This window comes from Delftia sp. SD018 (genome assembly GCF_017355445.1).
Lineage (GTDB): Bacteria > Pseudomonadota > Gammaproteobacteria > Burkholderiales > Burkholderiaceae_C > Comamonas > Comamonas acidovorans.
In genome coordinates this window covers 87,851-111,286 of sequence record NZ_JADDRN010000014.1, presented here as the reverse complement: position 1 = coordinate 111,286, position 23,436 = coordinate 87,851, and the positions used below count along the sequence as shown (strand labels likewise).

The 23,436-nt window shown below is 67.0% G+C and carries 25 protein-coding genes; 11 read left to right on the top strand and 14 right to left on the bottom strand.

All coding sequences use genetic code 11. The annotated features are described in order from the left end of the window. Window positions 1–16 precede the first annotated feature (16 nt). The 4 genes from INR38_RS15645 (at window position 17) to INR38_RS15630 (ending at window position 3,307) form a co-directional block, all read left to right on the top strand. Window positions 17–1,330 (top strand): hemolysin family protein, encoded by a 1,314-nt coding sequence (locus INR38_RS15645; RefSeq protein ID WP_012204080.1) that lies wholly within the window; start codon window positions 17–19, stop codon window positions 1,328–1,330. Between the two features lie 100 nt (window positions 1,331–1,430). Beyond that, complete coding sequence (locus INR38_RS15640) at window positions 1,431–1,721, top strand: H-NS histone family protein (protein ID WP_012204081.1); 291 nt, start codon at window positions 1,431–1,433, stop codon at window positions 1,719–1,721. A 123-nt stretch (window positions 1,722–1,844) separates the two neighbouring features. After that, window positions 1,845–2,024: a hypothetical protein gene (locus INR38_RS15635; protein WP_148078923.1), complete on the top strand. Its 180-nt coding sequence runs from the start codon at window positions 1,845–1,847 to the stop codon at window positions 2,022–2,024. Between the two features lie 74 nt (window positions 2,025–2,098). Continuing rightward, the gene (locus INR38_RS15630) at window positions 2,099–3,307 is read left to right on the top strand and encodes an FAD-dependent monooxygenase (RefSeq protein WP_013803678.1); all 1,209 of its coding nucleotides are present in this window, start codon (window positions 2,099–2,101) and stop codon (window positions 3,305–3,307) included. 18 nt (window positions 3,308–3,325) lie between these two features. On the opposite strand, the gene INR38_RS15625 is transcribed toward INR38_RS15630, so the two are convergent. Next, entirely contained in the window at window positions 3,326–4,627 is a 1,302-nt protein-coding gene (locus tag INR38_RS15625) for an MFS transporter (RefSeq protein ID WP_012204083.1), read from the bottom strand. Between the two features lie 91 nt (window positions 4,628–4,718). Beyond that, the gene (kynA, locus tag INR38_RS15620; RefSeq protein WP_034391164.1) at window positions 4,719–5,594 is read right to left on the bottom strand and encodes a tryptophan 2,3-dioxygenase; all 876 of its coding nucleotides are present in this window, start codon (window positions 5,592–5,594) and stop codon (window positions 4,719–4,721) included. A gap of 163 nt (window positions 5,595–5,757) precedes the next feature. Between kynA (INR38_RS15620) and ada the strand changes: the two genes are divergently transcribed. Together ada and INR38_RS15610 are read left to right on the top strand one after the other, a co-directional pair. Beyond that, window positions 5,758–6,678 carry a bifunctional DNA-binding transcriptional regulator/O6-methylguanine-DNA methyltransferase Ada gene (ada, locus tag INR38_RS15615; RefSeq protein ID WP_012204085.1) on the top strand — a complete coding sequence of 307 codons (921 nt, stop codon included), beginning with the start codon at window positions 5,758–5,760 and terminating at the stop codon, window positions 6,676–6,678. Further along, window positions 6,675–7,661, top strand: a complete 987-nt coding sequence (locus tag INR38_RS15610; RefSeq protein WP_207442004.1) for a DNA-3-methyladenine glycosylase 2 family protein — start codon at window positions 6,675–6,677, stop codon at window positions 7,659–7,661. The genes ada and INR38_RS15610 overlap by 4 nt, the downstream gene beginning before the upstream one ends. A 17-nt stretch (window positions 7,662–7,678) precedes the next feature. Here the strand turns inward: INR38_RS15610 and kynU are convergent, their stop codons facing one another. The 9 genes from kynU to INR38_RS15565 form a co-directional block, all read right to left on the bottom strand. Next, window positions 7,679–8,983: a kynureninase gene (gene kynU, locus INR38_RS15605; RefSeq protein ID WP_207442006.1), complete on the bottom strand. Its 1,305-nt coding sequence runs from the start codon at window positions 8,981–8,983 to the stop codon at window positions 7,679–7,681. A 67-nt stretch (window positions 8,984–9,050) separates the two neighbouring features. Beyond that, window positions 9,051–9,680, bottom strand: a complete 630-nt coding sequence (gene kynB, locus INR38_RS15600) for an arylformamidase (protein WP_013803672.1) — start codon at window positions 9,678–9,680, stop codon at window positions 9,051–9,053. A 4-nt stretch (window positions 9,681–9,684) separates the two neighbouring features. Further along, a complete protein-coding gene (locus INR38_RS15595; RefSeq protein WP_207442008.1) occupies window positions 9,685–11,073 on the bottom strand; it encodes an amino acid permease in 1,389 nt (462 codons plus the stop codon). A 126-nt stretch (window positions 11,074–11,199) separates the two neighbouring features. Continuing rightward, window positions 11,200–11,985: an AraC family transcriptional regulator gene (locus INR38_RS15590; RefSeq protein ID WP_207442009.1), complete on the bottom strand. Its 786-nt coding sequence runs from the start codon at window positions 11,983–11,985 to the stop codon at window positions 11,200–11,202. Window positions 11,986–11,997: 12 nt separating this feature from the next. Further along, window positions 11,998–12,618 carry a LysE family translocator gene (locus INR38_RS15585; protein ID WP_097203165.1) on the bottom strand — a complete coding sequence of 207 codons (621 nt, stop codon included), beginning with the start codon at window positions 12,616–12,618 and terminating at the stop codon, window positions 11,998–12,000. 105 nt (window positions 12,619–12,723) lie between these two features. Then, window positions 12,724–13,101 carry a RidA family protein gene (locus tag INR38_RS15580; RefSeq protein ID WP_013803668.1) on the bottom strand — a complete coding sequence of 126 codons (378 nt, stop codon included), beginning with the start codon at window positions 13,099–13,101 and terminating at the stop codon, window positions 12,724–12,726. Between the two features lie 161 nt (window positions 13,102–13,262). Continuing rightward, a complete protein-coding gene (gene kynA / locus INR38_RS15575) occupies window positions 13,263–14,123 on the bottom strand; it encodes a tryptophan 2,3-dioxygenase (protein WP_207442011.1) in 861 nt (286 codons plus the stop codon). Then, complete coding sequence (locus INR38_RS15570) at window positions 14,120–15,325, bottom strand: amino acid aminotransferase (protein WP_207442054.1); 1,206 nt, start codon at window positions 15,323–15,325, stop codon at window positions 14,120–14,122. Before INR38_RS15570 ends, kynA (INR38_RS15575) begins: the two co-directional genes overlap by 4 nt. A gap of 75 nt (window positions 15,326–15,400) precedes the next feature. Beyond that, entirely contained in the window at window positions 15,401–16,822 is a 1,422-nt protein-coding gene (locus tag INR38_RS15565; protein WP_207442013.1) for an amino acid permease, read from the bottom strand. Window positions 16,823–16,960: 138 nt separating this feature from the next. Between INR38_RS15565 and INR38_RS15560 the strand changes: the two genes are divergently transcribed. After that, window positions 16,961–17,431 carry an Lrp/AsnC family transcriptional regulator gene (locus INR38_RS15560; protein ID WP_012204096.1) on the top strand — a complete coding sequence of 157 codons (471 nt, stop codon included), beginning with the start codon at window positions 16,961–16,963 and terminating at the stop codon, window positions 17,429–17,431. Window positions 17,432–17,468: 37 nt separating this feature from the next. On the opposite strand, the gene INR38_RS15555 is transcribed toward INR38_RS15560, so the two are convergent. Continuing rightward, on the bottom strand, window positions 17,469–17,789 hold the full coding sequence (locus INR38_RS15555) for a YkgJ family cysteine cluster protein (RefSeq protein ID WP_034391185.1): 321 nt from the start codon (window positions 17,787–17,789) through the stop codon (window positions 17,469–17,471). Between the two features lie 199 nt (window positions 17,790–17,988). On the opposite strand from INR38_RS15555, the gene INR38_RS15550 reads away from it, so the two are divergent. From INR38_RS15550 to INR38_RS15540, 3 genes are read left to right on the top strand one after another with little or no spacing between them, the layout of a single operon-like run. Then, complete coding sequence (locus tag INR38_RS15550) at window positions 17,989–18,330, top strand: FeoA domain-containing protein (protein ID WP_063326903.1); 342 nt, start codon at window positions 17,989–17,991, stop codon at window positions 18,328–18,330. Then, window positions 18,327–20,270, top strand: coding sequence for a ferrous iron transporter B (locus INR38_RS15545; protein ID WP_012204099.1), 1,944 nt, complete (start codon window positions 18,327–18,329; stop codon window positions 20,268–20,270). The genes INR38_RS15550 and INR38_RS15545 overlap by 4 nt, the downstream gene beginning before the upstream one ends. Before the next feature lie 14 nt (window positions 20,271–20,284). Further along, window positions 20,285–20,479, top strand: a complete 195-nt coding sequence (locus INR38_RS15540; RefSeq protein WP_043824054.1) for a hypothetical protein — start codon at window positions 20,285–20,287, stop codon at window positions 20,477–20,479. Between the two features lie 85 nt (window positions 20,480–20,564). On the opposite strand, the gene argF is transcribed toward INR38_RS15540, so the two are convergent. Both argF and INR38_RS15530 read right to left on the bottom strand, forming a co-directional pair. Next, window positions 20,565–21,497: an ornithine carbamoyltransferase gene (gene argF, locus INR38_RS15535; RefSeq protein ID WP_012204101.1), complete on the bottom strand. Its 933-nt coding sequence runs from the start codon at window positions 21,495–21,497 to the stop codon at window positions 20,565–20,567. Between the two features lie 10 nt (window positions 21,498–21,507). Continuing rightward, the gene (locus INR38_RS15530; RefSeq protein ID WP_034391194.1) at window positions 21,508–22,704 is read right to left on the bottom strand and encodes an aspartate aminotransferase family protein; all 1,197 of its coding nucleotides are present in this window, start codon (window positions 22,702–22,704) and stop codon (window positions 21,508–21,510) included. A gap of 350 nt (window positions 22,705–23,054) precedes the next feature. Here INR38_RS15530 and INR38_RS15525 point away from each other — a divergent pair, with 350 nt between their 5' ends. Beyond that, entirely contained in the window at window positions 23,055–23,372 is a 318-nt protein-coding gene (locus tag INR38_RS15525; protein ID WP_012204103.1) for a DUF3579 domain-containing protein, read from the top strand. Window positions 23,373–23,436: the final 64 nt, after the last annotated feature.

Genomic DNA, 23,436 nt, shown 5'->3' with positions numbered 1-23,436 from the left:
TTCTGATATACGAACCATGGATTTTCTGCTGATCGCGTTGCTTACGCTGCTCAATGGGGTGTTTGCAATGTCCGAATTGGCACTGGCCTCCAGCCGCAAGGCTCGGTTGGTGGCACTGGCTGAAACAGGCGACAAGGGTGCGGTGGCAGCACTGGCCTTGCTCGAAAACCCCACGCAATTTCTTTCTTCGGTGCAGGTGGGCATCACCTCCATCGGCCTGCTCAACGGCATTTTGGGCGAGGCGGCCTTCAGTGACGGGCTGGCCGCATGGCTGCTGGGCCTGGGAATTCCGGAACGCGCGGCCAGCATTTCTGCCACGGCGCTCGTCGTGACCGTGATCACCTTCGTCACCATCGTCTTCGGCGAGCTGGTGCCAAAGCGCATAGGCCAGCTTTATCCCGAAACCGTGGCCACGGTGGTTTCCCGGCCCATGACCTGGGTGGCGTCGGCTGCAAAGCCCTTTGTGCGGCTGCTGGCCTTTTCCACCCGCGCCATGCTGACTCTGCTGCGCATCAATGAATCCGCAGCGCGCGCCGTGACCGAAGAGGAAATCGTGGCAAGCCTCGCCGAAGGGCGGGATGCCGGAGTGATCGAGGCCAACGAGCACCAGATGGTGCAAAACGTCTTTCACCTCGATGACCGCTCACTGACGTCGATCATGGTCCCGCGCGGCGACGTGCAATGGCTGGATGCCGACATGACCGTCACCGAGGCATTGCAGGCCTCGGCCGACGACCACTCGAAGGGCGGGCATTCCTGGTACCCGGTGTGCCGCAATTCGCTGGATGACGTGGTCGGCATCATCAGCGTGGCGCGCCTGCTGGCATTGGGCTCGGATGCCGCCGGCACAACGCTGTACGAACATGTGCTGCCGGCTTCTTTCCTGCCCGAGACGCTCAGCGCCATGGAGCTGCTGGAGCAATTGCGTGCCCGGTCCGGGCGCATGGTGTTTGTGGTGGACGAATATGGCGTGGTGCAGGGCATCATGACTCCCCGGGATTTGCTCGAGGCGATTACCGGCGAGTTACAGCCTGTGACCGAGGCAGAAGCCTGGGCCATGCAGCGCGAGGATGGCTCCTGGCTATTGGACGGTCTGATGCCCATATCTGAGCTGAAGGCGCGCCTCGATATTCGTGATCTTCCCGATGAGCACCGCGGCCGATACAACACCGTGGCGGGCCTTCTCATGGCAGAAAGCGGTCATTTGCCCATTCTGGGGGAACGGGTCAGCTGTGCGGGCTGGATCTTCGAGGTCATCGATCTCGATGGCAAACGCATTGACAAGGTGCTGGCCATATCGGATTTATCCGAGAACTACTCTTCGCAATAGGCAGCAGCGATATTGTGGGTTTTGCTTACATGCGTCTTGCGCCATGGGCTGATTATGTTTTTATAATGAAAGCTCTTAAACTACTTTCAAGGCGCATACCATGAGCTCTTACAAGGAACTGCTGAAGCAGCGACAGGAACTGGAGCAACAGATCCAGGAAGCACGCAAGCGCGAGCTTGCCGACGCCGTGGGACAGGTTCGCAACTTGATTGCCGAATATGGTCTGACTGCCGATGACGTGTTTCCTGCAGCTCGTGGTCGTACCGCTGGCACAACCGGCGCCAAAGTGGCTCCCAAGTACCGCGATCCCGCAACCGGCCAAACCTGGACCGGACGTGGCAAGCCGCCAAAGTGGATTCAGAATCAGGACCGTGAGAAGTTTGTCATCTGATTTTCCCGTCGCGCATGAAAGAGCCCGCCCAGTGCGGGCTTTTTTCATTGTCACGGCCATTTGTCAAAACATTGTCTCAGTTGAGAATCTCTATCATCCGCGGCGTAAAGTGTGGATCCGTGTATGGACATTTCCAGAGCGGCGATGCAAAGGCCGATTTTTGGCCGCGCCGCACAGGTGATGGCGGGGCGATGTCCTTTATGGCAGTCTGGTGCGTGGCGAGATGCCCGTTTTTGGGATCTTGATGCGCCTCAATGCCTGGGGGATGCGCGCATGTTTCAGAAGATTCCGAGCATTCTTTGATTTTCTTCAGCGGTGTCCGACTTGAATAATCAGGCCCCGGCCGCCATGGGTGGCGGCAGGGGCACAATACGCACATGAACAAGCAGGTGTTGATTGCCGGCGGCGGCATTGGTGGCCTGGCCGCCGCCATCGGTGCGTCGCGGGCGGGTTGGGAAGTGCGTCTTTTCGAGCAGGCGCCCGCGCTCAGTGAAGTGGGCGCCGGAATCCAGATTGGTCCGAATGTCGTGCGGCGGCTTCAGGCCTGGGGCCTGCAAAAACCGCTGCAGCAGGTGGTGGCATTGCCGGGCAGCCTGCGCGTGCGCAGCGCAGTCACCGGGCAGGAATTGGCGCATATGCCCTTGGGCAGCGAGTCCGTGCAACGCTATGGCGCGGCCTACGCCACCATCCACCGGGCCGATCTGCAGCAATTGCTGCGGGAAGCCGCTCAGACTTATCCGGGCATGCACCTGAACCTGGGCCAGCCCATCGAGAGCTTTTCCGAGACCGACGGCGTGGTCACCGTGCGAACCCGGGCCGGCAAGCTGATAGAAGGCGATGCCCTGGTCGCCGCCGATGGCGTGCGCAGCGTTCTGCGCCAGCAGTTGCTGGGCGACGGCCCGCCGCGTGTCACCGGGCACCTGGCCTACCGCGCCCTGGTGCACCAGGCCCAGTTGCCCAAGCGCCTGCGGGCCACCGATGTCACGGCCTGGCTGGGCTCGCGCATGCATGCCATCCAGTACCCCGTGCGCCGGGGCGAGCTGCAGAACCTGGTGATCATCATCCAGGGCCCGGCGCCCGAGGATCTGGCGAACTGGGACCATGCGGGCAATCTGGACGATCTGGTGCGGGTGCTGCAGGGCAGTTGCCCCCAGCTGCTGGACCTGGTCCAGCATGTGCCTGCAGCCGGTGGCGACTGGCGGCTGTGGCCGGTGGGGGATCGCCCGCCCGTGCAATCGGCCGCGCAGATGGCGCGCGGCGTGGTGGCCTTGCTGGGCGATGCGGCCCATCCCATGCGCCCCTATCTGGCCCAGGGCGCCGGCATGGCGATTGAAGATGCAGCCGAGCTGCAGCGCGCCCTGTCCATGCACGATCTCGACGTCAACATGCGCCTGCGCCGCTACGCGCTCAACCGCTGGCAGCGCAACGCGCGCGTGCAGGCACGCTCGCAGCGCAACGGCCGCATCTTCCATGCCACGGGTCCCGTGCGCTGGGGGCGTGACCTGTCGCTGCGCCTGCTGGGCTCCCGGCTGATGGATCTGCCCTGGCTGTACCGTGGCGATGGCTCGGCCGCCAACGCCTTGTAGAGGCACAGACTCCGACCGCTAGGCGGCGGATGCCTGGCGCAGCAGCGGCGAGGAGGGCAGGAAACGGAACGCGGTTGACGCGCCCACCAGCGTGGCTGCAATCGAGATCATCACGGCCTTGTAGGGCTCCACGCCCCAGGCCTCGGCCCAGGCGGCGACCCAGCCCGTGAACCATTGCACCAGGGCCACGCCCAGGAACATGGCCATGGTGAACAGCGACAGTGCGCGGCCGGTCATCTCGGGGGGGTAGGAAGCGCGCACATCGGCGTACTGCAGCACCGAATAGCCCGACAGCAGGCCCATGGCGAAGATCAGCGCCACATTGGTCCAGCCATGGTGCAAAAAGGCCATGAGCATGAACAGGCTGCCCATGAGCAGCGAGTAATTGGTGAGCCAGCGCCGGCGCCGTCCTGGGCCGGGGTCCATGCGCCCGAAAATCGCGGGGCTGAACAGCGAGATCATCGATACGACCAGCGCCACATTGCCGCTTTCCACCAGCGAAAAGCCATAGCGATGGATGAGCAGCGGCCCCAGCCACAGGCCGCGCAGCGCCAGAAACGATGCATAGCAGGCCATGGCCAGCAGGACGATGCCCAGCGTGTGCGGCAGCGTGAACAGCTCGGCCATGCGGCGTGCCGCCACACCCCAGCTTTCCCGTGCGGCGGTCTGTGCTCCGCTGCGGGCGGGCTCGTGCACGCGCCACCAGATCAGCAGCCACGACAGGGCCGACATCACGGCCAGCAGCGCAAAGCCCGAGCGCCAGCCGAAATGCTGGACCAGCCAGGCCAGTGGCGTGCCTGTGAACAGCAGCCCCAGTCCACCGACACCCATGCCCACGCCCGACAGAAAGGCAAAGCGGTCCATGGGAAAGTGGCGCGAGATGAACATGGTGCAGGCCAGAAAGGCGGGCGAGCAGCCCACGCCGATCAGCAACTGGCCCACCATCAGCCAGCCGTAGTTGGGTGCGGCGGCGGACAGTGCCGATCCCGCAATCGCCAGCGGAAACGACAGCAGCACCGTGCGCCGCAGGCCGTAGAGGTCCATGCCGATGCCCATCAGCAACTGGGCCACGCCGAAGGACAGGCCGAACAGGCCGGCGAAGGCGCCCAGCGACTGGGCCGTGAGCCCGAAATCCTGCTGCAGACCCGTGGCCATGACCGAGGTGATGGTGCGAAAGGCCTGGCTCAGCGCAAAGGCCGAGAGCAGGGACAGCAGCATGGCCCACAGCAGTTGGCTGCGCGGCGGCGGTGCTGCGGGGGAGGTCTGCGAAGCCTCTGTGTGTATGTTGTTGTGTGGGGGCTGTTGTGGCGCTGCGGACACGGTATTTCTCCTGGCGCCGCAGCTTACCCGTTTGCGCGCCTGCGCGCTGTCGCCACCGCAGCGGTCTGCCGTCGGTGGCGCCCGCCAGTTCTTACAGCTCGGTGCGCAGCGCCCAGATTTCGGGGAACAGCACCACGTCCAGCATCTTGCGCAGATAGCTGACGCCGCCGGTGCCGCCCGTGCCGCGCTTGAAGCCGATGACGCGCTCCACGGTCGTCAGGTGGCGGAAGCGCCACAGGCGGAAGGCGTCCTCGATGTCGGCCAGCTTTTCGCCAAGCTGGTACAGGTCCCAGTGCTTGTGGGGATCGCGGTAGACGGTGATCCAGGCCTGCTTGACGCCCTCGCTGGCCTCGTAGGGCTGGGTCCAGTCGCGCTCCAGCCGGTCGGCGGGCACGTCGATGCCCTCGCGCGCCAGCAACTGCAGGGAGACGTCGTAGAGCGAGGGCGAGCGCCATGCCGCCTCCACCTGGGCCAGCAGGTCGGGCCGGTGGGCATGGGGCTGGAGCATGGCGGCGTTCTTGTTGCCCAGGGAGAACTCGATGCAGCGGTACTGGTAGCTCTGGAAGCCGCTGGAGTTGGCCAGGTAGGGGCGCATGGCCGTGTACTCGGGCGGGGTCATGGTGGACAGCACGGTCCAGGCGCTGACCAGTTGCTCCATGATGCGGCTCACGCGGGCCAGCATCTTGAAGGCGTCGGCACGCGTGCCGCCTGCGATGGCGGCCGTGGCGGCTCGGACCTCATGCAGCATCAGCTTCATCCACAGCTCGCTGGTCTGGTGCTGGATGATGAACAGCATCTCGTCATGCGCGGGCGACAGCGGATGCTGTGCCGTGAGGATCTGGTCCAGGTGCAGGTAATCGCCATAGCTCATGGACTGGCTGAAGTCCAACTGGGCGCGCTCCTCTTTGACGATGGATTCGGTGCGGCCGGGGCTGTTCATGGGGCAGCCGGAGTGTTCGGTGGTCATGTGGGAGTCTCGCAAGTCTCGACGCGGAAAATGCAGGGCGCAGCGTAACCGAATCCCGCGCTGAAATCCTGCGGGTTGCAAGAAGCGGGATGCGCGGGTGCTCCGGGCTGCGTAGAGTAGGGCATCCGATGACCCAGAAAGACATGCCGTGTCCAACCAAGCCATGAATCAAGCCAGCGATGCCACTGCCAACCCCACGGCCCTGGTGGCCCGATGCTGCCGCTGGCTGGAGACCGAGGAGCCCCCACCCGCCCTGGGCCAGCTGGCCGAACGCTCGGGCCTGAGCCCCTGGCAGCTGCACCGATTGTTCAAGCAGGCCACGGGCCTCACGCCCAAGGCCTATGCCAAGGCCCATCGCGCGCATGCCCTGCGCGCGGCGCTGCAGCCGGGCCAGAGCGACTCGGTCACCGATGCGGCCTACTCCAGCGGCTATGCGGCCAGCAGCAGTTTCTATCGCGACGCAGGCGCCATGCTGGGCATGGCGCCCGGCGACTACCGGCGCGGCGGCATGCGCCAGACCATCCGCTTTGCCGTGGCCGAATGCACGCTGGGCAGCATCCTCGTGGCCAGTACCGAGCGCGGCGTGTGCTGCGTGCTGCTGGGCGACGACGCCGAGGCCCTGGTGCAGGACCTGCAGCAGCGCTTTCCGCTGGCCGAGCTGGTGGGCGGCGATGCGGGCTTCGAGCACACCGTGGCCCAGGTCGTGGCCCTGGTCGAGCAGCCGCGCCGCGGCCTGGCGCTGCCGCTGGATGTGCAGGGCACGGTCTTCCAGCAGCGCGTGTGGCAGGCGCTGTGCGCCATTCCGGCCGGCCAGACCCTGAGCTATTCGGAACTGGCACTGCGCCTGGGCATGCCCACGGGCGCGCGCGCCGTGGCCAGCGCCGTCGCTGCCAACCCGATTGCCGTGGCCGTGCCCTGCCACCGCGTGGTGCGCAACGATGGCAGCATCTCCGGCTACCGCTGGGGCGTGGAGCGCAAGCGTGCCCTGCTGCTGCGCGAGGCGCGCCAGGCGCAGGAGGCCGCTGGCCGGGAGACGGGGCGGGAGAGCGGCCGAGCCCCGCTGCGCCAGGCCGGCAAGGCATGAGCGGGCGGCGTGGCGGCCACAGCCATGGCGCAGAGCAGCAACTGACACTGCCGGCCGGCTACCGCATGAACGAGTTCTGGGGCTTTCACCGGCGCGATGCCCAGCGCCTGTCCGAATGCGATCTGCAGGACGGCGACACCATCCGCATGCACAAGGGCCTGATGTGGAAAGGCCTTCCCACGCTGCTCACCCTGGAGCTGACGCAGCATTGCGAAGAGGCGGCCGTGGTGCAGGCCCGATGGCGCCTGCCCGCCGATGCAGGCGCCATCGCCGGCATGGACGATGTGCTGGCCGCCATGCTGCGGCGCATGTTCGGACTGTCCCAGGATGTGGGCGAATTCGAGCGCCGTTTTGGCCGCCATGCGCGGCTGGGGCCGCTGCTGGCGCGCCAGCGTGGCCTGCATGTGCCGGCGGCCTGCACGCCCTGGGAGGCGCTGAGCTGGGCCGTCACCGGGCAGCAGATCAGCGTGGCGGCAGCCGTGTCGCTGCGCCGCCGCCTGATCGCTGCAGCCGGCCAGCCGGTGGCGCTGCACGATGGCCATGCCGACGCGCCGCAGCAGCTGTGGTGCATGCCGGAGGCCGCCCAGCTGGCGCAGCTCGGTGAGGAGGATTTGCGCGCCGCTGGCTTTTCGCGGAGCAAGACGCACACGCTGCGCCTGCTGGCGCAGGCCGTGCAGTCGGGTGAATTGCCGCTGGACGACTGGGCGGCCCTGCCTGAACTGCCGGTGGCCGAGATCCGCGAGCGGCTGCTGGCCCTCAAGGGCATAGGCCCGTGGACCGTGAACTACATGCTTCTGCGCGGCTATGGCCACCTGGACGGCCCGCTGCACGGCGATGTGGCCGTGCGCCGGGCCCTGGCCCTGCTGCTGAAGACGGACGCCATGGACGCGGTGCAGACCGAGTTGTGGCTGCGGGACTTCGCACCCTGGCGCGCCCTGGTCGCGGCCCATCTCTGGGCCTCGCTGTCGTCCACGGCGTTCTGAGCGCCGGGCTCCAGGCTTCAGGTCACCGCATTGATGCGGTTGAACTCCGGCTTGCGCCATTCGCCCGATTCCAGCACCTGGCGCAGGTGCTCCACGGCATGCCAGACATCTTCGAATCCCACGTACAGCGGCGTGAAGCCGAAGCGCAGGATGTCCTTGTGCAGGCCCGTGCCGTCGCCTTTGCGGAAGTCGCCGATCACGCCGCGCGCGATCAGCGCCTGCACGATGGCATAGGCGCCGCTGTCCTTGCCATCCACGCCCAGTCCCTCCTCGCGCGTCAGGCAGACCTGGGAGCCGCGCCGGCCGTGCTCGCGCGGCGTGGCCAGGCCCAGGCCGTGGCCCTGGCAGCGTTCCTCGACCAGGGCGATGAACAGGTCGGTCAGCGCCAGCGACTTGTTGCGCAGCGCGTCCATGCCGCCCAGCGGCTCCACGGCCGTGAACACGTCCAGGCCGCACTGCAGCACGCTCAGGCTGACCATGGGCTGGGTGCCGCACAGGTAGCGCTGTATGCCCTGGGCCGGGTGGTAGTCCGGCACGAACTTGAAAGGCTCGGCATGGCCGAACCAGCCCGACAGCGGCTGCCAGAAGCGGTTGATCAGGCGCGGGTTGGCCCAGACAAAGGCCGGCGCGCCCGGGCCGCCGTTGAGGTACTTGTAGCTGCAGCCAATGGCGAAGTCGGCATTCGCGCCCTTGAGATCGACAGGCACGGCACCCGCGCTGTGGCAGAGGTCCCAGACGCAGAGAATGCCCTTGCCCTGCGCGGCAGCCGTCACGGCAGCCATGTCGTGCATGGCGCCCGTGCGGTAGTTGACATGGGTGAGCATGCAGATGGCCACCTCGTCGGTCAGCGCGCCGGCAATTTCCTCGGGTTCGAGCAGCACCAGCTCCAGGCCGTATTCCTGGCAGACCGACTGGGCGATATAGAGGTCGGTGGGGAAGTTGCTGCGCTCGCTGATCAGGCGCTTGCGCTGCGGCGCGTCCTCGCGCGCGATGCGGGCCGCCGCTGTCAGCACCTTGTAGAGGTTGATGGAGGCCGTGTCGGTGAACACCAGCTCACCCGCGCCCACGCCCAGCCAGGGGGCGAACTGGTCGCCCAGTCGCTGGGGCAGGCTGATCCATCCGGCATCGTTCCACGAGCGGATCAGGCCCTGCGCCCATTCCTGCTGCACCACCTCGGCCACGCGCGCGGCGGCGGCGCGGGGGCTGGCGCCCAGCGAATTGCCGTCAAGGTAGATCACTCCTTCGGGCAGCATGAATTGGTCGCGCAGGGCGCGCAGCGGGTCTTGCGCATCGAGGGTGAGGCAGTCTTGCAGGCTCGTCACGGGGTCTCCTTGGGTATCGAAAAGGCGAAAGGCGCGGGCAGGGCCGGCGCCGCAATGCGGGCAGGGATCAGGCCAGGGCGCGCAGCACGGCGCGCACGGGCGAGGCATCGGCCTCGACCAGCTTGAGCGGCAGGGCGATGAGCTCGTAGTCGCCCTCGGCCACCTCGTCCAGCACCAGGTTCTCCAGCACGCGCAGGCCGCGCCGGCGGATCACCTGGTGGCTGTCCAGGCTCTTGCTGCTGGCCGGGTCGATGCTGGCCGTGTCAATGCCGATGAGCTTCACGCCCAGGTCGGCCAGCCGCTCGACCGTGGCCGGTGCATAGGCTGCCAGTTCCTGGTCCCAGGTGGTGGGGGCGCGCTCGTAGGTGCGCACCAGCACGCGTGCCGGAAGATGCTCCACGGCGTGGGCGATGTGCTCCCATTCGACCAGCGGCCCCTTGCCGATGGAGTGGATCACGCGGCAGGGGCCGAGGAAGGCGTCGAGATCCACGTTGCCGATGGATGCCCCGTCGGCGTCATAGTGCAGCGGTGCATCGGCATGCGCTCCCACATGGGGCGACAGCGTGATGGCGCTGACATTGACCGGGCAGCCCGGCCCGATGGTGGCGCACCACTGCTGGCTGTAGGCCGTGTCGCCGGGAAAGACGGGGCTGGCGGCCTGCACGGCCGGGGAGATGTCCCAGAGTCTGCGGGTCATGGCTTCAGTCCTTTTTGCGCGCTTGTGCGCGGGGCCGGTACCACAGCGCGTACACCAGGGCCAGCAGGCCCAGGAAGGGCAGGCCCGTGAGCAGCGTCATGTGGAAGACCTCGGTGAAATAGGTGGTGACGATCACGCCCAGCATCAGCGCGGCGCCGGCCAGCGTGAACAGCGGAAAGCCCCACATGCGGAACTGCAGGCGCTGGCCCGGATGCTCGCGCGACCAGCGCGCGCGGAAGAACAGATGGGTCACGAAGATCATGAACCAGGTGAACATGGCGCCGAACATGGACACGGACATCATCCACAGCAGCGAGCCCTCGGGCTTCCACAGGTTCACGGCCACGGCCACGGCAATGCCCAGGCAGGAGATGGCAATTGCCGCCACGGGCACGCCCCGGCTGTTCAACCGCCCGAACACCGAGGGCGCATAGCCGCCGCGCGACAGGCTGAACATCATGCGCGAGGTCACATACAGCTGGCTGTTCATGGCCGACAGCGCGGCCACCAGCACTACGAAGTTGATGATGCTGGCAGCGCCCGGGATGCCGATGATCTCCATCACCTTCACGAAGGGGCTCTTGTCCGTGCCGGCCTGCTGCCAGGGCACGATGGCCAGCATCAGCGCGATCGTGGCCAGGTAGAAGATCACCAGGCGCGCCATGGTGGTGCGAAAGGCCCGGGTGATGGCGCGCTTGGGGTCCTCGGCCTCGCCGGCCGCCACGGCCACGGCCTCCAGGCTCAGGTAGCTGAAGATGGCGATGATCACGGCCACCCAGGTGCCCCACAGGCCCTTGGGGAAGAAGCCGCCATCGGCCGTGTAGTTGAAAAAGCCGATGCCCTGGGGCTGCGAGCCGAACACCACCCAGGCGCCGCTCAGGATGAAGGCCACGATGGCGATGATCTTGACCATGGAAAAGCCGTACTCCACCTGGCCGAAGGCCTTGACGCTGCTGGCGTTGACGGCCACCAGCGCGCCCGAGAACACCAGCACCCAGATCCAGCGCGGCACGTCCGGGAACCAGTAGCCCATGTAGATGCCGATGGCCGTCACCTCCATGCCCACGGCCAGCACCACGGCGGCCCAGTAGGCATAGCGGACCATGAAGCCGGCCAGCGGGCTGATGTAGTGCTCGGCATAGGCGCCGAACGAGCCCGAGGTCGGGTGGGCCACCGTCATCTCGGCCAGGCAGCCCATGAGCAGCAGCGAGATCAGCGCGCCGATGGCATAGCTGACCAGCACGCTGGGGCCGGCGAAGCCGATGGCGAAGGCGCTGCCCATGAACAGGCCGGTGCCGATGGCGCCGCCAATGGCGATCATCACCATCTGGGCGGCGGACAGCTGCTGGCGCAGGCCGGTTTCTCGTTGCTGAATGTCTTGGAAGGCGGCCATGGTGCGCGGCAGGTGGGGGCTGAAAGCGGAAGGCGTAAGTATCTGCGCTTTCACCGCCGGCCCCGGGCTGGCCGCTGCAAAACCATGGGAGGGTCCGGCTCAGGTGCGGCCGGGCCAGGTACCGGCCTAGGCTCCGCGTGCGTAGCAGCCCGGCGTCAGCGCATGGTGTGCCTTGAAGGCGCGCTGCAGGTGCGCCTGGTCGGCAAAGCCCATGGCATAGGCCGCATCGGACAGCGCCGCGCCCGTGGCCAGCAGGCGGCGCGCGCCGTTGATGCGCAGGTTCAGGCGGTAGCTGCCGGGCGTCATGCCCGTGGCCGCCTTGAAGCGGCGGATGAAGCGCGTGGCGCTCATGCCGCATTCCTGGGCCAGGGACTGCACGGTCAGGCCCGCATCGGGCCCCGCATGCAGGCGCTGCAGTGCGGGGGCCAGGGCCGCCGCGTCGCCGGGCAGGGGTGCGGCTGCGGGCTGGGCACAGCGGTCCAGCAGGTGCTCCAGGCCCAGGGCCAGGCGGTCGGCGGCCGCCGTGCCATCGACGGGGCGGCACAGGCCATCCACCAGGCGGGCAATGTCCGCATCCGTGAGCGTGCGTCGGGGAAAGCGCAGCGCGGCCACGCCCAGCCGCGCGTGCAGCCAGTCGGCATCGACAAACAGCATGCGGTAGGACCACGGCGCTCCAGGGTCGGGATTGCAGGCATGCCAGGCGCCGGGCTCGATCAGCACCACGCCGCCCGCCTCCACAGGCTGCGGTCCGTGGGCATGGTGGAACACGGTACGGCCCGCGTCCACGATGCCGATCGAGTACTCGGCATGCATGTGCAGCCGAAAGCAATGCGGTGAGCGCGCGCTGTCGCGCAGCTCGGCCCAGGGGGCGGCCGGATGGCGGTGGAAGCGGTGGGGCGAGGTTGAAGTCATGGCGGCCAGCCATCATGCCAGCATGGCCGCCACGCTGGCGACCAGCAGCAGGGCCAGCAGGCGGTGGAACAGGCGCTGGCGGCGTTCGGTGCGCAGCCAGCCCGAAAGCAGCTGCCCCAGCAGTGCCCAGCTACCGACCCCCACCAGGCAGGCCAGCAGCGAGATGGCGCAAAACTGCAGCAGCGCCCACGGCGCATTCGCGTGGGGCAGCACGAACAGGCCCACGCCGGCCAGCGCCACCAGCCAGGCCTTGGGGTTGAGCGTCTGCACGGCCGTTCCCTGCAACAGCGCTTGCAGCAGGGCCTGCAGCGGGCGCTGCGATCCGGCCTGCTGCTGCGCACCGGCCTGGCCCACAGGTGTGTTGGCCAGCCGCCAGGCCAGCCACAGCAGATAGGCGGCGCACAGCCACTGTGCGGCCGTGGACAGCTGCGGCAGCGTCTGCAGCAGCCACTGTGCGCCCTGGCCCATGACCCAGACCACGGCCGCATAGCTGGCGCTGGCGCCCAGCACGTAGGCGGCAGAGACCAGGCGTGAGCGGGCTGCGCCGTGGCGCAGGGCCAGCACATTGACGGGGCCGGGCGTGATGGCGCCGACGAGGGTGAAGACGCCCATGGCGAGCAGCGAGGAGGACATGAGATTTCGCGCGGACGCAGGACTGCACAAGGCCCGCAGTCTCGTCCCGCACGCCGCCCCTGTATTGAACGCAATTGCGGGGCGCCGGCATGTCCGTCACATCCTCTAGGGGAGCATGGCGTAGGCCACGATCTCCAGCTTCATCCCCGGTACCACCAGCGCCGAAATCCCCATGCTGGAGCGGTTGGGGTAGGGCGCCTCGAAGAACTCGCGGTACACGGCGTCGATGGCCGGCATGTCGGCCACGTCGGTCATGTAGATCAGCACCTGGGTCACATGCGCCAGCGTGCCGCCTGCGGCCTGCAGCGCATTGCGCAGGTTGGTGAAGGTCAGGCGCGCCTGCTGTTCGATGGGGCCGGTGTCGATGCTGCCGTCGGGCCGCACGGGGCCGTGGGCCGTGAACAGCATCTGGCCGCTGGCCTTGACGGCCCAGGAGAAGGGCTGCTTGAGCGGCGGCAGTCCCACGTCGATGATTTGCTTCATGGATTTCCTTGTGTTTTGACTACATGCGAAGGCATGGTGTTCTTGCGTCGGAAACTTGGCGCGGCCCATCGGCGGACGCCGAGCAAGGGCCGTCCCGCAGCGATGGTGTCGTCCCGCGCCCGCGCAGCGAGAGCGGGGGAAGCGGCAAAGCCGCTCAGGGGTCACAGTTTCGTTCTCACGGACCAGATTTCGGGGAACAGCACCACGTCCAGCATCTTGCGCAGATAGCTGACGCCGCCGGTCCCACCCGTGCCGCGCTTGAAGCCGATGACGCGCTCCACTGTGGTCACATGGCGAAAGCGCCACAGGCGGAAGGCGTCCTCGATGTCGGCCAGCTTTTCGCCGAGCTGGTACAGGTCCCAGTGCGACTGCGGGTCGCGGTAGACCTGGGCCCAGGCGGCCTCGACCTCGGGGCTGGCCGTGTAGGGCTGGGTCCAGTCGCGCGCCAGGTGCCCGGCAGGAATGGCCAGCCCCTGGCGTGCCAGCAGGCGCAGGGCCTCGTCGTACAGGGAAGGTGCGCGCCATGCGGCATCCACCCGGGCCAGCAGGTCGGGTCGGTGGGCATGGGGCTGGAGCATGGCGGCATTCTTGTTGCCCAGCGCGAACTCGATGCAGCGGTACTGGTAGCTCTGGAAGCCGCTGGAGCTGGCGAGATACGGGCGCATGGCCGTGTACTCGGTAGGCGTCATGGTGGCCAGCACGGACCAGGCGCCGACCAGCTGCTCCATGATGCGGCTCACGCGGGCCAGCATCTTGAAGGCATCGGCATGGCGGTCGGCCGCCACGGCGGCCGTGGCCGCGCCCAGCTCGTGCAGCATGAGCTTCATCCACAGCTCGCTGGTCTGGTGCTGGATGATGAACAGCAGCTCGTCATGCGTGGGCGACAGCAGTTGCTGTGCACCCAGGATGGCGTCCAGTTGCAGGTAGTCGCCATAGCTCATGGACTGGCTGAAATCCAGCTGCGCCCTTTCCTCGGCGACGATGCGCTCGGTCAGGCCTCCCTGGACGGGGCAGCCGCTCATTGCGGTGCCTCCAGCACCGTGGCAATGGCGTCGGCCACGTACTGCACGTTGGCGGCGGACAGGCCAGACATGCACATGCGGCCCGAGCGGATCAGGTATACGCCGTGCTCGTCGCGCAGGCGGTGGACCTGGGGCTCGCTGATGCCGGTGTAGCTGAACATGCCGCGCTGGGTCAGCAGGAAGCCGAAGTCGCGCCGCTCGCCAAAGCGTTCATGCAGCGCGCTGTGCAGCTGGGCGCGCATGTCCTTGATGCGGCCGCGCATCTGCGCCAGCTCCTGCGCCCATTGGGCGCTCAGTTCGGGCGACGCCAGCACCTGCTGCACCAGGCGCGCGCCACGGGTGGGGGGCGAGGAATAGTTGCTGCGCACCGTGGCCTTGAGCTGGCCCAGCACATTGCCGGCCGTGGCCGCGTCGCTGCAGACCACGCTGAGGCCGCCCACGCGTTCGCCATACAGCGAGAAGTTCTTGGAAAACGAATTGGCCACAAAGGCCTGGGCGCCCGCATCGGCCAGGGCGCGCACGGACCAGGCGTCTTCATCGAGCCCATCGCCAAAGCCCTGGTAGGCCATGTCCACGAAGGGGATCAGGCCGCGCTCCACGATCACGGGGATCAGTTGCTGCCACTGCTCGCGCGACAGGTCCACGCCCGTGGGGTTGTGGCAGCTGGCATGCAGCAGCACCACGCTGCCCGAGGGCAGTTCGCGCAGTGTCTGCAGCATGGCGTCGAAGCGCAGGCTGCCCGTGGCCGCGTCGTAGTAGGGGTAGCTGTGGGTGCGCAGGCCCGCGCCCTGGAAGATGGCCAGGTGGTTGTCCCAGGTGGGATCGCTGAGCCAGACCTCGGCGTCGGGGAAATAGTGCTTGATGAAGTCCGCACCCAGCTTGAGCGCGCCCGAGCCGCCCAGGGTCTGCACGGTGGCGATGCGCTGCGCGCGCACGGCCTCGTGCTCAGCGCCGAACACCAGGTTCTGCACCAGCTGGCGGTAGGGAGCAATGCCTTCGATGGGCAGGTAGCCGCTGGGGCTTTGCTCGCGGGCCAGGACATCGCCAGCCTGCCGCACGGAGTCCAGCACGGGCAGGCGGCCGGCCTCGTCGAAATACAGGCCGATGCTCAGGCTGACCTTGTCGGCGCGCGGGTCCTGCTGAAAGGCTTCCATCAGCGACAGGATGGGATCTCCGGGGTAGGGCGGGACGTGGCTGAACATCGAGGCGCGGGCGGTATCGAGGGGGGCAAGAGTCGTCATGTTTCTAAGGTAGGGAGAAAAACGGAAGGCCGGATGTCACCGGGCCTGGGCCTGGGTTGGGGTATTGGCTTGAGAAGCGGCTGCGGTCTGGCCGGCCGGCTTGCGGTACCAGATGGCGTAGATGGCGCCCAGCAGCAGCAGGAAGGGCAGGCCGGTGAGCACGGTCAGGCGGAACACGTCGGTGAACAGCGTGGACACCAGGGCGGCCAGCATCAGAGCCGCGCCCAGCAGCGTCAGCACCGGAAAGCCCCACATGCGGAAGGCCAGCGGCTTGTTGCCCTGGCGCACCCAGTGGATGCGGAAGAACAGGTGGGTCACGAAAATCATGAACCACGTGAACATGGCGCCGAACATGGCCACGGCCATCATCAGCATGAAGGACTGCTCGGGATTGATGATGTTGAACAGGGTGGCCACGGCAATGCCCAGGCAGGACAGCAGCAGCGCCGGCAGCGGCACGCCGCGCGAGTTCACGCGGCCCAGCACGGCGGGCGCATGGCCGGCGCGCGAGAGGCTGAACATCATGCGGGTGGTGATGTACAGCTGGCTGTTCATGGCCGACAGGGCAGCCACCAGCACCACGAAATTGACCACGCTGGCCGCGCCGGGCAGGCCGATGATCTCCATCACCTTCACGAAGGGGCTGCCGTCCTTGCCGGCGGCCGACCACGGCACGATGGCCAGCATCAGCGCGATCGTGGCCAGATAGAACACCACCAGGCGCACCATGGTGGAGCGGAAGGCGCTGGTGACTGCGCGCTGCGGGTCCTTGGCCTCGCCGGCGGCCACGGCGATCATCTCGATGCTCAGGTAGCTGAAGATGGCGATGATCACGCCCACCCAGGTGCCCCACAGGCCGTTGGGGAAGAAGCCGCCGTTGTTGACGTAGTTGGCAAAGCCCACGCCGGCCGGGCGGGTGCCGAACACCACCCAGGCGCCGACCACGATGAAGGCCACGATGGCGATGATCTTGATCATGGAGAAGCTGTACTCCACGGCACCGAAGGCCTTGACGCTCATCATGTTCACGCCGATCAGCGCGCCCGAGAAGATCACCACCCAGGCCCAGCGCGGCACCTCGGGGAACCAGTAGCCCATGTACAGGCCCACGGCCGTCACCTCGGTGCCCACGGCCAGCACCACGCAGGCCCAGTAGGCATAGCGCACCACGAAGCCGGCCCAGGGGGCGATGTAGTGCTCGGCATAGGCGCCGAACGAGCCCGAGGTCGGGTGGGCCACCGTCATCTCGGCCAGGCAGCCCATCAGCAGCAGCGAGATCACCGCGCCGATGGCATAGCTGATCAGCACGCTGGGCCCGGCGAAGCCGATGGCAAAGCCGCTGCCCAGGAACAGGCCGGTGCCGACGGCACCGCCGATGGCGATCATGGTCATCTGTCCGGCGGACAGCTGCTGTTGGAGTCCGGCTTCGCGCTGGACGATGTCTTCGAAGGCTGGCATGGGTTGTTGTCTCCGTTGCTGTGGGGGGCTTCGGAGGCGGATGCTAGTTACGGCCTTCGCAGGGCGTTTAGTAGTTATCCCTAAATACGCTTGATCTTGGATAAGTTATTCTGTGAAACATGAATTCATAGGTGGTTTATGTCAATCGAGATCGACAGAACGGACCGGCTGCTGATCCGCGCCTTGCAGGACAACGCGCGGCTGACCTCGGGCGAATTGGCGCAACGCGTGCACTTGTCGCAATCGCCGTCGTGGCGGCGCATCAAGCGGCTGGAGGATGAGGGCGTGATCACCGGCTACCACGCCGCGCTGAGCCGGCGCGCCATCGGCTTTGGCGTGCTGGCCTTCGTGATGGTGGGCATAGACCATCAGAACGAGGAGTCATCGCGCCACTTCCAGGAAGCGGTCTGCGCCATTCCCGAGGTCGTGATGTTCCACGGCATCTCGGGGCCGGAAGACTTCCTGCTGGTCGTCGTGGCGCGCGATCTCGATGCCTATTCGGACCTGCTGCTCACCCGCCTGCACCGGCTGCCCGGCGTGCGCCAGGTGCACACGCATTTCTCGCTGCAGGAGTTCAAGGGGCAGTTGGCGGGGCTGCCCGTGGAATAGCGGCTGGTGGTGGCGGCTGTTGGCGCCTGGCTGGTTGCTACAGCAGGCCGCTGTCCAGCGCCTGCATGCCATGGCGCACGCGCACGCGGTTGCAGGCATCGCTGCCGGCCGCAAATTCGCGGCAAGGCGAGGGCCGCCACTCGTAGATGCCGCAATGGGCCTTCTCGCCCACCTTGCCCACCAGCGCTGCGCAGCGCGGGCGCGACCAGTCCGTGCCGCGCATGCGGCAGGTGTAGTCGGTGACTTCCTCGATCAGCCCGGCCGGTACGCGACCGCCATGCTCCTGCGACTCGTGCACGGAAAAGTCCACGCGGAACGATGCGCAGCAGGCGCCGCAGCTCAGGCAGGGATGGGTCATGGCGTGGGCAAGCAGGTGCAGGTGCGGATCGTGGGAGCGCGATTGTCGCGCGCACGCGTGCGGGGCGCCTGGAACCGGCCAAAAACCATGACGGCCATTTGGCAAGACCCTGCCTCTTACTCCGATACCATGCGCGGGCTTCCCACGGGGATTCGATCAAAATCAAAATGAGAATAAAAATCAGTTGATACAACACGCCATGCATTCGATGAATCCCGGGACGGACGCCACGGCTCCGTCCGCGCTGTCCGCGCCTCCCAGCTCTCCAAGCCCGGCCACCGCTGCGGCCATCACCCTGGATGCGCTGCCGCGCCAGGTTCCGGCGCGCGTGGTCGAACTCCATGCGGCGCGCGATGCCGTCGAGCAGGAACTGCTGCTGCGCCTCATGGAAATCGGTTTCCTGCCGGGCGAGCCCGTTCGCATCCTGGCCGCAGGCTTTCCTGGCGACGACCCGCTGGCCGTGCGCGTGGGCCAGGCCACGTTCGCGCTGCGCCGCCATGAGGCGGCCCTGGTGCGCGTGGCGCCGGAGGCGGTGGCATGAGCGCGTCGTCCTCTCCCAAGCTCATCCAGCCGCTGCAGCCTGCCCAGGGTGGCGGCGGCAGCGGTGATTCCGCATTGCGCCTGGCCTTGCTGGGCAACCCCAACTGCGGCAAGACAGCCTTGTTCAACCTGCTGACCGGCGCACGCCAGAAGGTGGCCAACTACGCGGGCGTGACCGTGGAGCGCAAGGAAGGCTGGCTGAGCACGGCCAGCGGCCGGCGTGTGCGCGTGCTGGACCTGCCGGGCACCTACAGCCTGCACGCCCACAGCGAGGACGAACGCATCACGCGCGACATCGTCTCGGGCCGCCACGCGCGCGAGGCGCCTCCCGAACTGCTGGTCTGCGTCACCGACGCCACCCACCTGCGCCTGAACCTGCGCCTGGTGCTGGAAGCCCAGCGCCTGGGCCTGCCCATGCTGCTGGTGCTCAACATGAGCGACATGGCCAGGCGCCAGGGCATCGATATCGACCGCGAGGCGCTGTCACGCGCCCTGGGTATGCCCGTGCTGTCCACGGTGGGTGTGCGCCAGGACGGCGCACGCGAGCTGCTGCAATGGCTGGACGGCCCCGAAGCCCGCGCCCTGGCAGCGCCGCAGCTGCAGGCCCCGGCCCGCCCGGGCGATGCGCGCGAGCAGGTGCTGGCCCTGCACCAGCAGGTGGCCCGCATCATGGCCGACTGCGTCAAGGAGCCCGTGGTGGACACCCGGCGTGATGACCGCATCGACGCCGTGGTGCTGCACCCGCTGTGGGGCATGCTGCTGCTGGCGGCCACGCTGTTCCTGATGTTCCAGGCCGTGTTCAGCTGGGCGCAGCCGCTGATGGACGGCATCGAGGGCGGCGTCTCGGCCGTCTCGGCCCTGGTCAACGAGCACATGCCCGAAGGCGCGCTGCGCAGCCTGCTGGCCGACGGCGTGATCGCGGGCACCGGCGCCGTGCTGGTCTTCCTGCCGCAGATCCTGATCCTGTTCCTGTTCATCCTTGCACTCGAGGATTCGGGCTACCTGCCGCGCGCCGCCTTCATGCTGGACCGCATCATGGGCAAGGTCGGCCTGTCGGGCCGCTCCTTCATTCCGCTGCTGTCCAGCTTCGCCTGCGCCGTGCCCGGCATCATGGCCACGCGCTCCATCACCAGCTGGCGCGACCGCCTGGTGACGATCATGATCGCGCCGCTGATGACCTGCTCGGCGCGCCTGCCGGTCTATGCGCTGCTGATCAGCGCCTTCATTCCCGAGCGCACCGTGGGCGGCATCTTCAACCTGCAGGGCCTGGTGCTGTTCGCGCTGTACGTGGCCGGCATCGCCAGCGCCATGGCCGTGGCCGGCGTGGCCAAGTTGGCCGGCCGCAGCGCCGGACCCACGCCGCTGCTGATGGAGCTGCCCTCCTACCGCTGGCCCAGCCCGCGCAGCCTGGCCCTGGGCCTGTACGAGCGCGCCATGATCTTCCTGCGCCGCGTGGGCGGCATCATCCTGACCGTGAGCATCGTGCTGTGGTTCCTGGCCAGCTACCCGGCGCCGCCCGATGGCGTCACCGAAGCGGCCATCCGCTACAGCTTTGCGGGCCGCATCGGCGGCTGGCTGGAGGTGGTGCTGGCGCCGATCGGCTTCAACTGGCAGATCGCCATCGCCCTGGTGCCCGGCATGGCCGCGCGCGAGGTGGCCGTCAGCGCCATGGGCACGGTCTATGCCCTGTCCGCCGCCAGCGACGAGGCCATGGCCGAGCAACTGGGCCCGCTGATCGCCCACACCTGGTCTATGGCCACGGCGCTGTCGCTGCTGGCCTGGTTCGTGTTCGCGCCCCAGTGCATCTCCACGCTGGCCGCCGTGCGGCGCGAGACCAACGGCTGGCGCTATCCGCTGCTGATGACCGGCTATCTGTTCGCGCTGGCCTACCTTGCCAGCTTCATCACCTACCGCGTGGCCATCGCATTGGGCGCGGGCTGAAAGGAACAAGCACCATGTGGCAGAACATCATCGTCGGGCTGATCGTGGCCCTGGCCGGCGTGTCTCTGGTCTGGCGCTATCTGCCCGCGCGCTGGCGCCAGAAGGCCGGGCAGATGCATCCGGCACTGGCGCCCAAGGATGCGGGCGGCTGTGGCGGCTGCAGTGCCTGCGGCGGGGACAGTTGCGCACCGGACAAGCGGGGGCCGTAAGGCCACGGCCCGAACTTCCGCCGGGAAAAAAGAATGCCTGCAGGCGCAAAGCCTGCAGGCATTCTTTTTTGAGCGGACTGCGTTGTCAGTTCGGCTGGCGGCCCAGCAGCAGGTATTCCATCAGAGCTTTCTGCACATGCATCCGGTTCTCCGCCTCATCCCAGACCACGGACTGCGGCCCGTCGATGACCTCGGCCTCCACTTCCTCGCCGCGGTGGGCGGGCAGGCAGTGCATGAACAGGGCATCGCCACGTGCTGCGGCCATCATTTCGGCGTCCACGCACCAGTCGGCAAAGGCCTTCTTGCGGGCTTCGTTCTCGGCCTCGTAGCCCATGCTGGTCCACACGTCGGTGGTCACCAGGTCGGCGCCCTTGCAGGCGTCCAGCGGGTCCTTGAAGACCTTGTAGCAGCCCTCGCGCGGGGTCTTGCCGCCAAAGGCCAGCTTCTCGTCCACCTCGTAGCCGCCCGGCGTGCTGACGTGGACGGTGAAGCCCAGCAGGTCGGCCGCCTGCAGCCAGGTGTTGGCCATGTTGTTGCCGTCACCGACCCAGGCGACGGTCTTGCCCTGGATCGAGCCGCGGTGCTCGATGAAGGTGAAGATGTCGGCCAGGATCTGGCAGGGGTGGAACTCGTTGGTCAGGCCGTTGATGACGGGAACGCGCGAGTATTCGGCAAAGCGCACGATCTTGTCCTGGCCATAGGTGCGGATCATCACCAGGTCGGTCATGCGGCTGATGACGCGTGCGCTGTCCTCGATGGGCTCGGCGCGGCCCAGCTGGCTGTCGCCCGTGGTCAGGTGGACCACCGAGCCGCCGAGCTGGTACATGCCCGCCTCGAAGCTCACGCGGGTGCGCGTGCTGGCCTTCTCGAAGATCATGGCCAGCGTGCGGTCGCTGAGCGTGTGGTGCTTTTCGTAGCCCTTGAACTTCTTCTTGATCAGGGCCGCGCGTTCGAGCACATAGGCGTACTCGTCGGCCGTGAAGTCGGAAAACTGCAGATAGTGCTTGATGGCAGTCATAGGCAGGTACTCATTCGGACAGGAATTGCACGATCAGGGGCTTGAGCTTGGCGACCACTTCGTCGGCTTCGGCCTCGGTCATGATCAGCGGCGGCACCAGGCGCACCACGGTGTCGGCGGTCACGCTGAACAGCAGGCCGGCTTCGGCGCCACGGCCCAGCAGGGCGCCGCAGGGCTTGTTCAGCTCGATGCCGATGATCAGGCCCTGGCCGCGCACATCGACCACGCCCTTGACGTCGGCCAGTTCCTTTTGCAGCGTGGCCTTCAGGTGGTCGCCCACCTTGGTGGTGTGGGCCAGCAGGCCGTCCTCTTCCATGATGCGGATGGTTTCGATGCCCGCACGCATGGCCAGCGGATTGCCGCCGAAGGTGGAGCCATGGTTGCCCGGCTGCAGCACGGTGGCCGCCTTGCCATGGGCCACGACGGCGCCGATGGGCACGCCCGAGCCCAGGCCCTTGGCCAGGGTCATCACGTCGGGGATGATGCCGGCCCACTGGTGGGCGAACCACTTGCCCGTGCGGCCCATGCCGGCCTGGACTTCGTCGAACATCATCAGCCAGCCGTTGGCATCGCACAGTGCGCGCACCTGCTGCATGTACTCGATGCGCATGGGGTGCAGGCCGCCTTCGCCCTGGATGGGCTCCATCATCACGGCCACCACGTCGGGGTTGCCGGCCGTGGCCTTCTGGAGCGCCTCGTAGTCGTTCACCGGCACGCGCAGGAAACCGTCGAGCAGGGGGCCGAAGCCGTCGCGCACCTTGGGGTTGCCCGTGGCCGTCATGGTGGCGATGGAGCGGCCGTGGAAGGCATGCTCGTAGACCACGATCACCGGCTTGGCGATGCCCTTGTCCACGCCGTACTTGCGCGCGATCTTGATGGCGGCCTCGTTGGCCTCCAGGCCCGTGCTGCAGAAGAAGACATTGGTCATCTTCGCGCGCTCGGTCAGCAGCTTGGCCAGCGTTTCCTGGCCGGGCACGTGGTAGTAGTTGGAGGTGTGGATGAGCTTGGCCACCTGGTCCTGCAGCGCAGGCACCAGCTTGGGGTGGTTGTGGCCCAGCGTGTTCACTGCAATGCCGCCCAGCGCATCGAGGTACTGCTTGCCGTTGACGTCCCACACGCGGCAGCCCTGGCCTCGCTCCAGAGCGATCGGTACGCGGCCATAGGTGTTCATCACGTGGGGCGAGGCAGCCTCAATGAAAGCGGTCATTGCAAAAATCTCCTGAGCTGGAAAGTAAACGGCATCCGGGCGTTGCCGCCGCAGATGCCTGAAAAACAGCGAAGCCCGATTCTAGGGGCCGCGCGATGGCCTACCGTTGCGGTTTGCGCATCACAGCCATGCAATGAACCTACGCCACACTTGGGTAGTGCGCTGCAACAAGGCCTCAGCTCTTATATAAGAGATAAAATTCCGGCTTGGCCTGCTGGCAGCGATCCTGCCTGTGGGCTCTGACTTTTTTGAAGGACTTGCGCAAGCAGGATGTGGCAGGGCGCCGTGCCCCTTGGCAGGTCGCCTGTGTTGTTCCTTGTTGCGCAAGTCGTATTTTGGCGTGCATCCTGATGGTCTCTCCCTCCAGCAAAGAACTGTTCATCCAGGGCATCACCCACGAAGGCAAGACTTTCCGGCCCAGCGACTGGGCCGAGCGGCTGGCAGGCGTCATGAGCCAGTTTCGCCCCGGTGGTGCCCAGCGCGGCAGCCACCTGAGCTACTCGCCCTGGTGTGTTCCCACAACGCTCAATGGCGTCAAGTGCGTGGTCGTGCACCGCGACCTGCGCGACTACGAGCCCATGGCCTGGGATTTCTGCCTGAACTTCGCCAAGGACAACAACCTGCAGGTTGCCGAGGCCTGCCTGATACCGGACGAGCCGGCCCGCTGAGGCCGGCTTCTTTTTTTGCGGGTCGTTCCCGTCCGATGTGAAGCGCGCCTGGGGTGCGTTTTTT

Coding starts and splice junctions, on each gene's coding strand:
- INR38_RS15545 (WP_012204099.1), top strand. CDS start 18,327: ATGAGCGCGTCGTCCTCTCCCAAGCTCATCCAGCCGCTGCAGCCTGCC.
- INR38_RS15640 (WP_012204081.1), top strand. CDS start 1,431: ATGAGCTCTTACAAGGAACTGCTGAAGCAGCGACAGGAACTGGAGCAA.
- INR38_RS15560 (WP_012204096.1), top strand. CDS start 16,961: ATGTCAATCGAGATCGACAGAACGGACCGGCTGCTGATCCGCGCCTTG.
- kynA (WP_034391164.1), bottom strand. CDS start 5,594: ATGACCACCGAACACTCCGGCTGCCCCATGAACAGCCCCGGCCGCACC.
- INR38_RS15580 (WP_013803668.1), bottom strand. CDS start 13,101: ATGAAGCAAATCATCGACGTGGGACTGCCGCCGCTCAAGCAGCCCTTC.
- INR38_RS15610 (WP_207442004.1), top strand. CDS start 6,675: ATGAGCGGGCGGCGTGGCGGCCACAGCCATGGCGCAGAGCAGCAACTG.
- INR38_RS15540 (WP_043824054.1), top strand. CDS start 20,285: ATGTGGCAGAACATCATCGTCGGGCTGATCGTGGCCCTGGCCGGCGTG.
- kynA (WP_207442011.1), bottom strand. CDS start 14,123: ATGAGCGGCTGCCCCGTCCAGGGAGGCCTGACCGAGCGCATCGTCGCC.
- INR38_RS15645 (WP_012204080.1), top strand. CDS start 17: ATGGATTTTCTGCTGATCGCGTTGCTTACGCTGCTCAATGGGGTGTTT.
- INR38_RS15595 (WP_207442008.1), bottom strand. CDS start 11,073: ATGGCCGCCTTCCAAGACATTCAGCAACGAGAAACCGGCCTGCGCCAG.
- INR38_RS15525 (WP_012204103.1), top strand. CDS start 23,055: ATGGTCTCTCCCTCCAGCAAAGAACTGTTCATCCAGGGCATCACCCAC.
- INR38_RS15585 (WP_097203165.1), bottom strand. CDS start 12,618: ATGTCCTCCTCGCTGCTCGCCATGGGCGTCTTCACCCTCGTCGGCGCC.
- INR38_RS15565 (WP_207442013.1), bottom strand. CDS start 16,822: ATGCCAGCCTTCGAAGACATCGTCCAGCGCGAAGCCGGACTCCAACAG.
- ada (WP_012204085.1), top strand. CDS start 5,758: ATGAATCAAGCCAGCGATGCCACTGCCAACCCCACGGCCCTGGTGGCC.
- argF (WP_012204101.1), bottom strand. CDS start 21,497: ATGACTGCCATCAAGCACTATCTGCAGTTTTCCGACTTCACGGCCGAC.
- INR38_RS15550 (WP_063326903.1), top strand. CDS start 17,989: ATGCATTCGATGAATCCCGGGACGGACGCCACGGCTCCGTCCGCGCTG.
- INR38_RS15570 (WP_207442054.1), bottom strand. CDS start 15,325: ATGTTCAGCCACGTCCCGCCCTACCCCGGAGATCCCATCCTGTCGCTG.
- INR38_RS15530 (WP_034391194.1), bottom strand. CDS start 22,704: ATGACCGCTTTCATTGAGGCTGCCTCGCCCCACGTGATGAACACCTAT.
- kynB (WP_013803672.1), bottom strand. CDS start 9,680: ATGACCCGCAGACTCTGGGACATCTCCCCGGCCGTGCAGGCCGCCAGC.
- INR38_RS15635 (WP_148078923.1), top strand. CDS start 1,845: ATGGACATTTCCAGAGCGGCGATGCAAAGGCCGATTTTTGGCCGCGCC.
- INR38_RS15555 (WP_034391185.1), bottom strand. CDS start 17,789: ATGACCCATCCCTGCCTGAGCTGCGGCGCCTGCTGCGCATCGTTCCGC.
- INR38_RS15590 (WP_207442009.1), bottom strand. CDS start 11,985: ATGACTTCAACCTCGCCCCACCGCTTCCACCGCCATCCGGCCGCCCCC.
- INR38_RS15630 (WP_013803678.1), top strand. CDS start 2,099: ATGAACAAGCAGGTGTTGATTGCCGGCGGCGGCATTGGTGGCCTGGCC.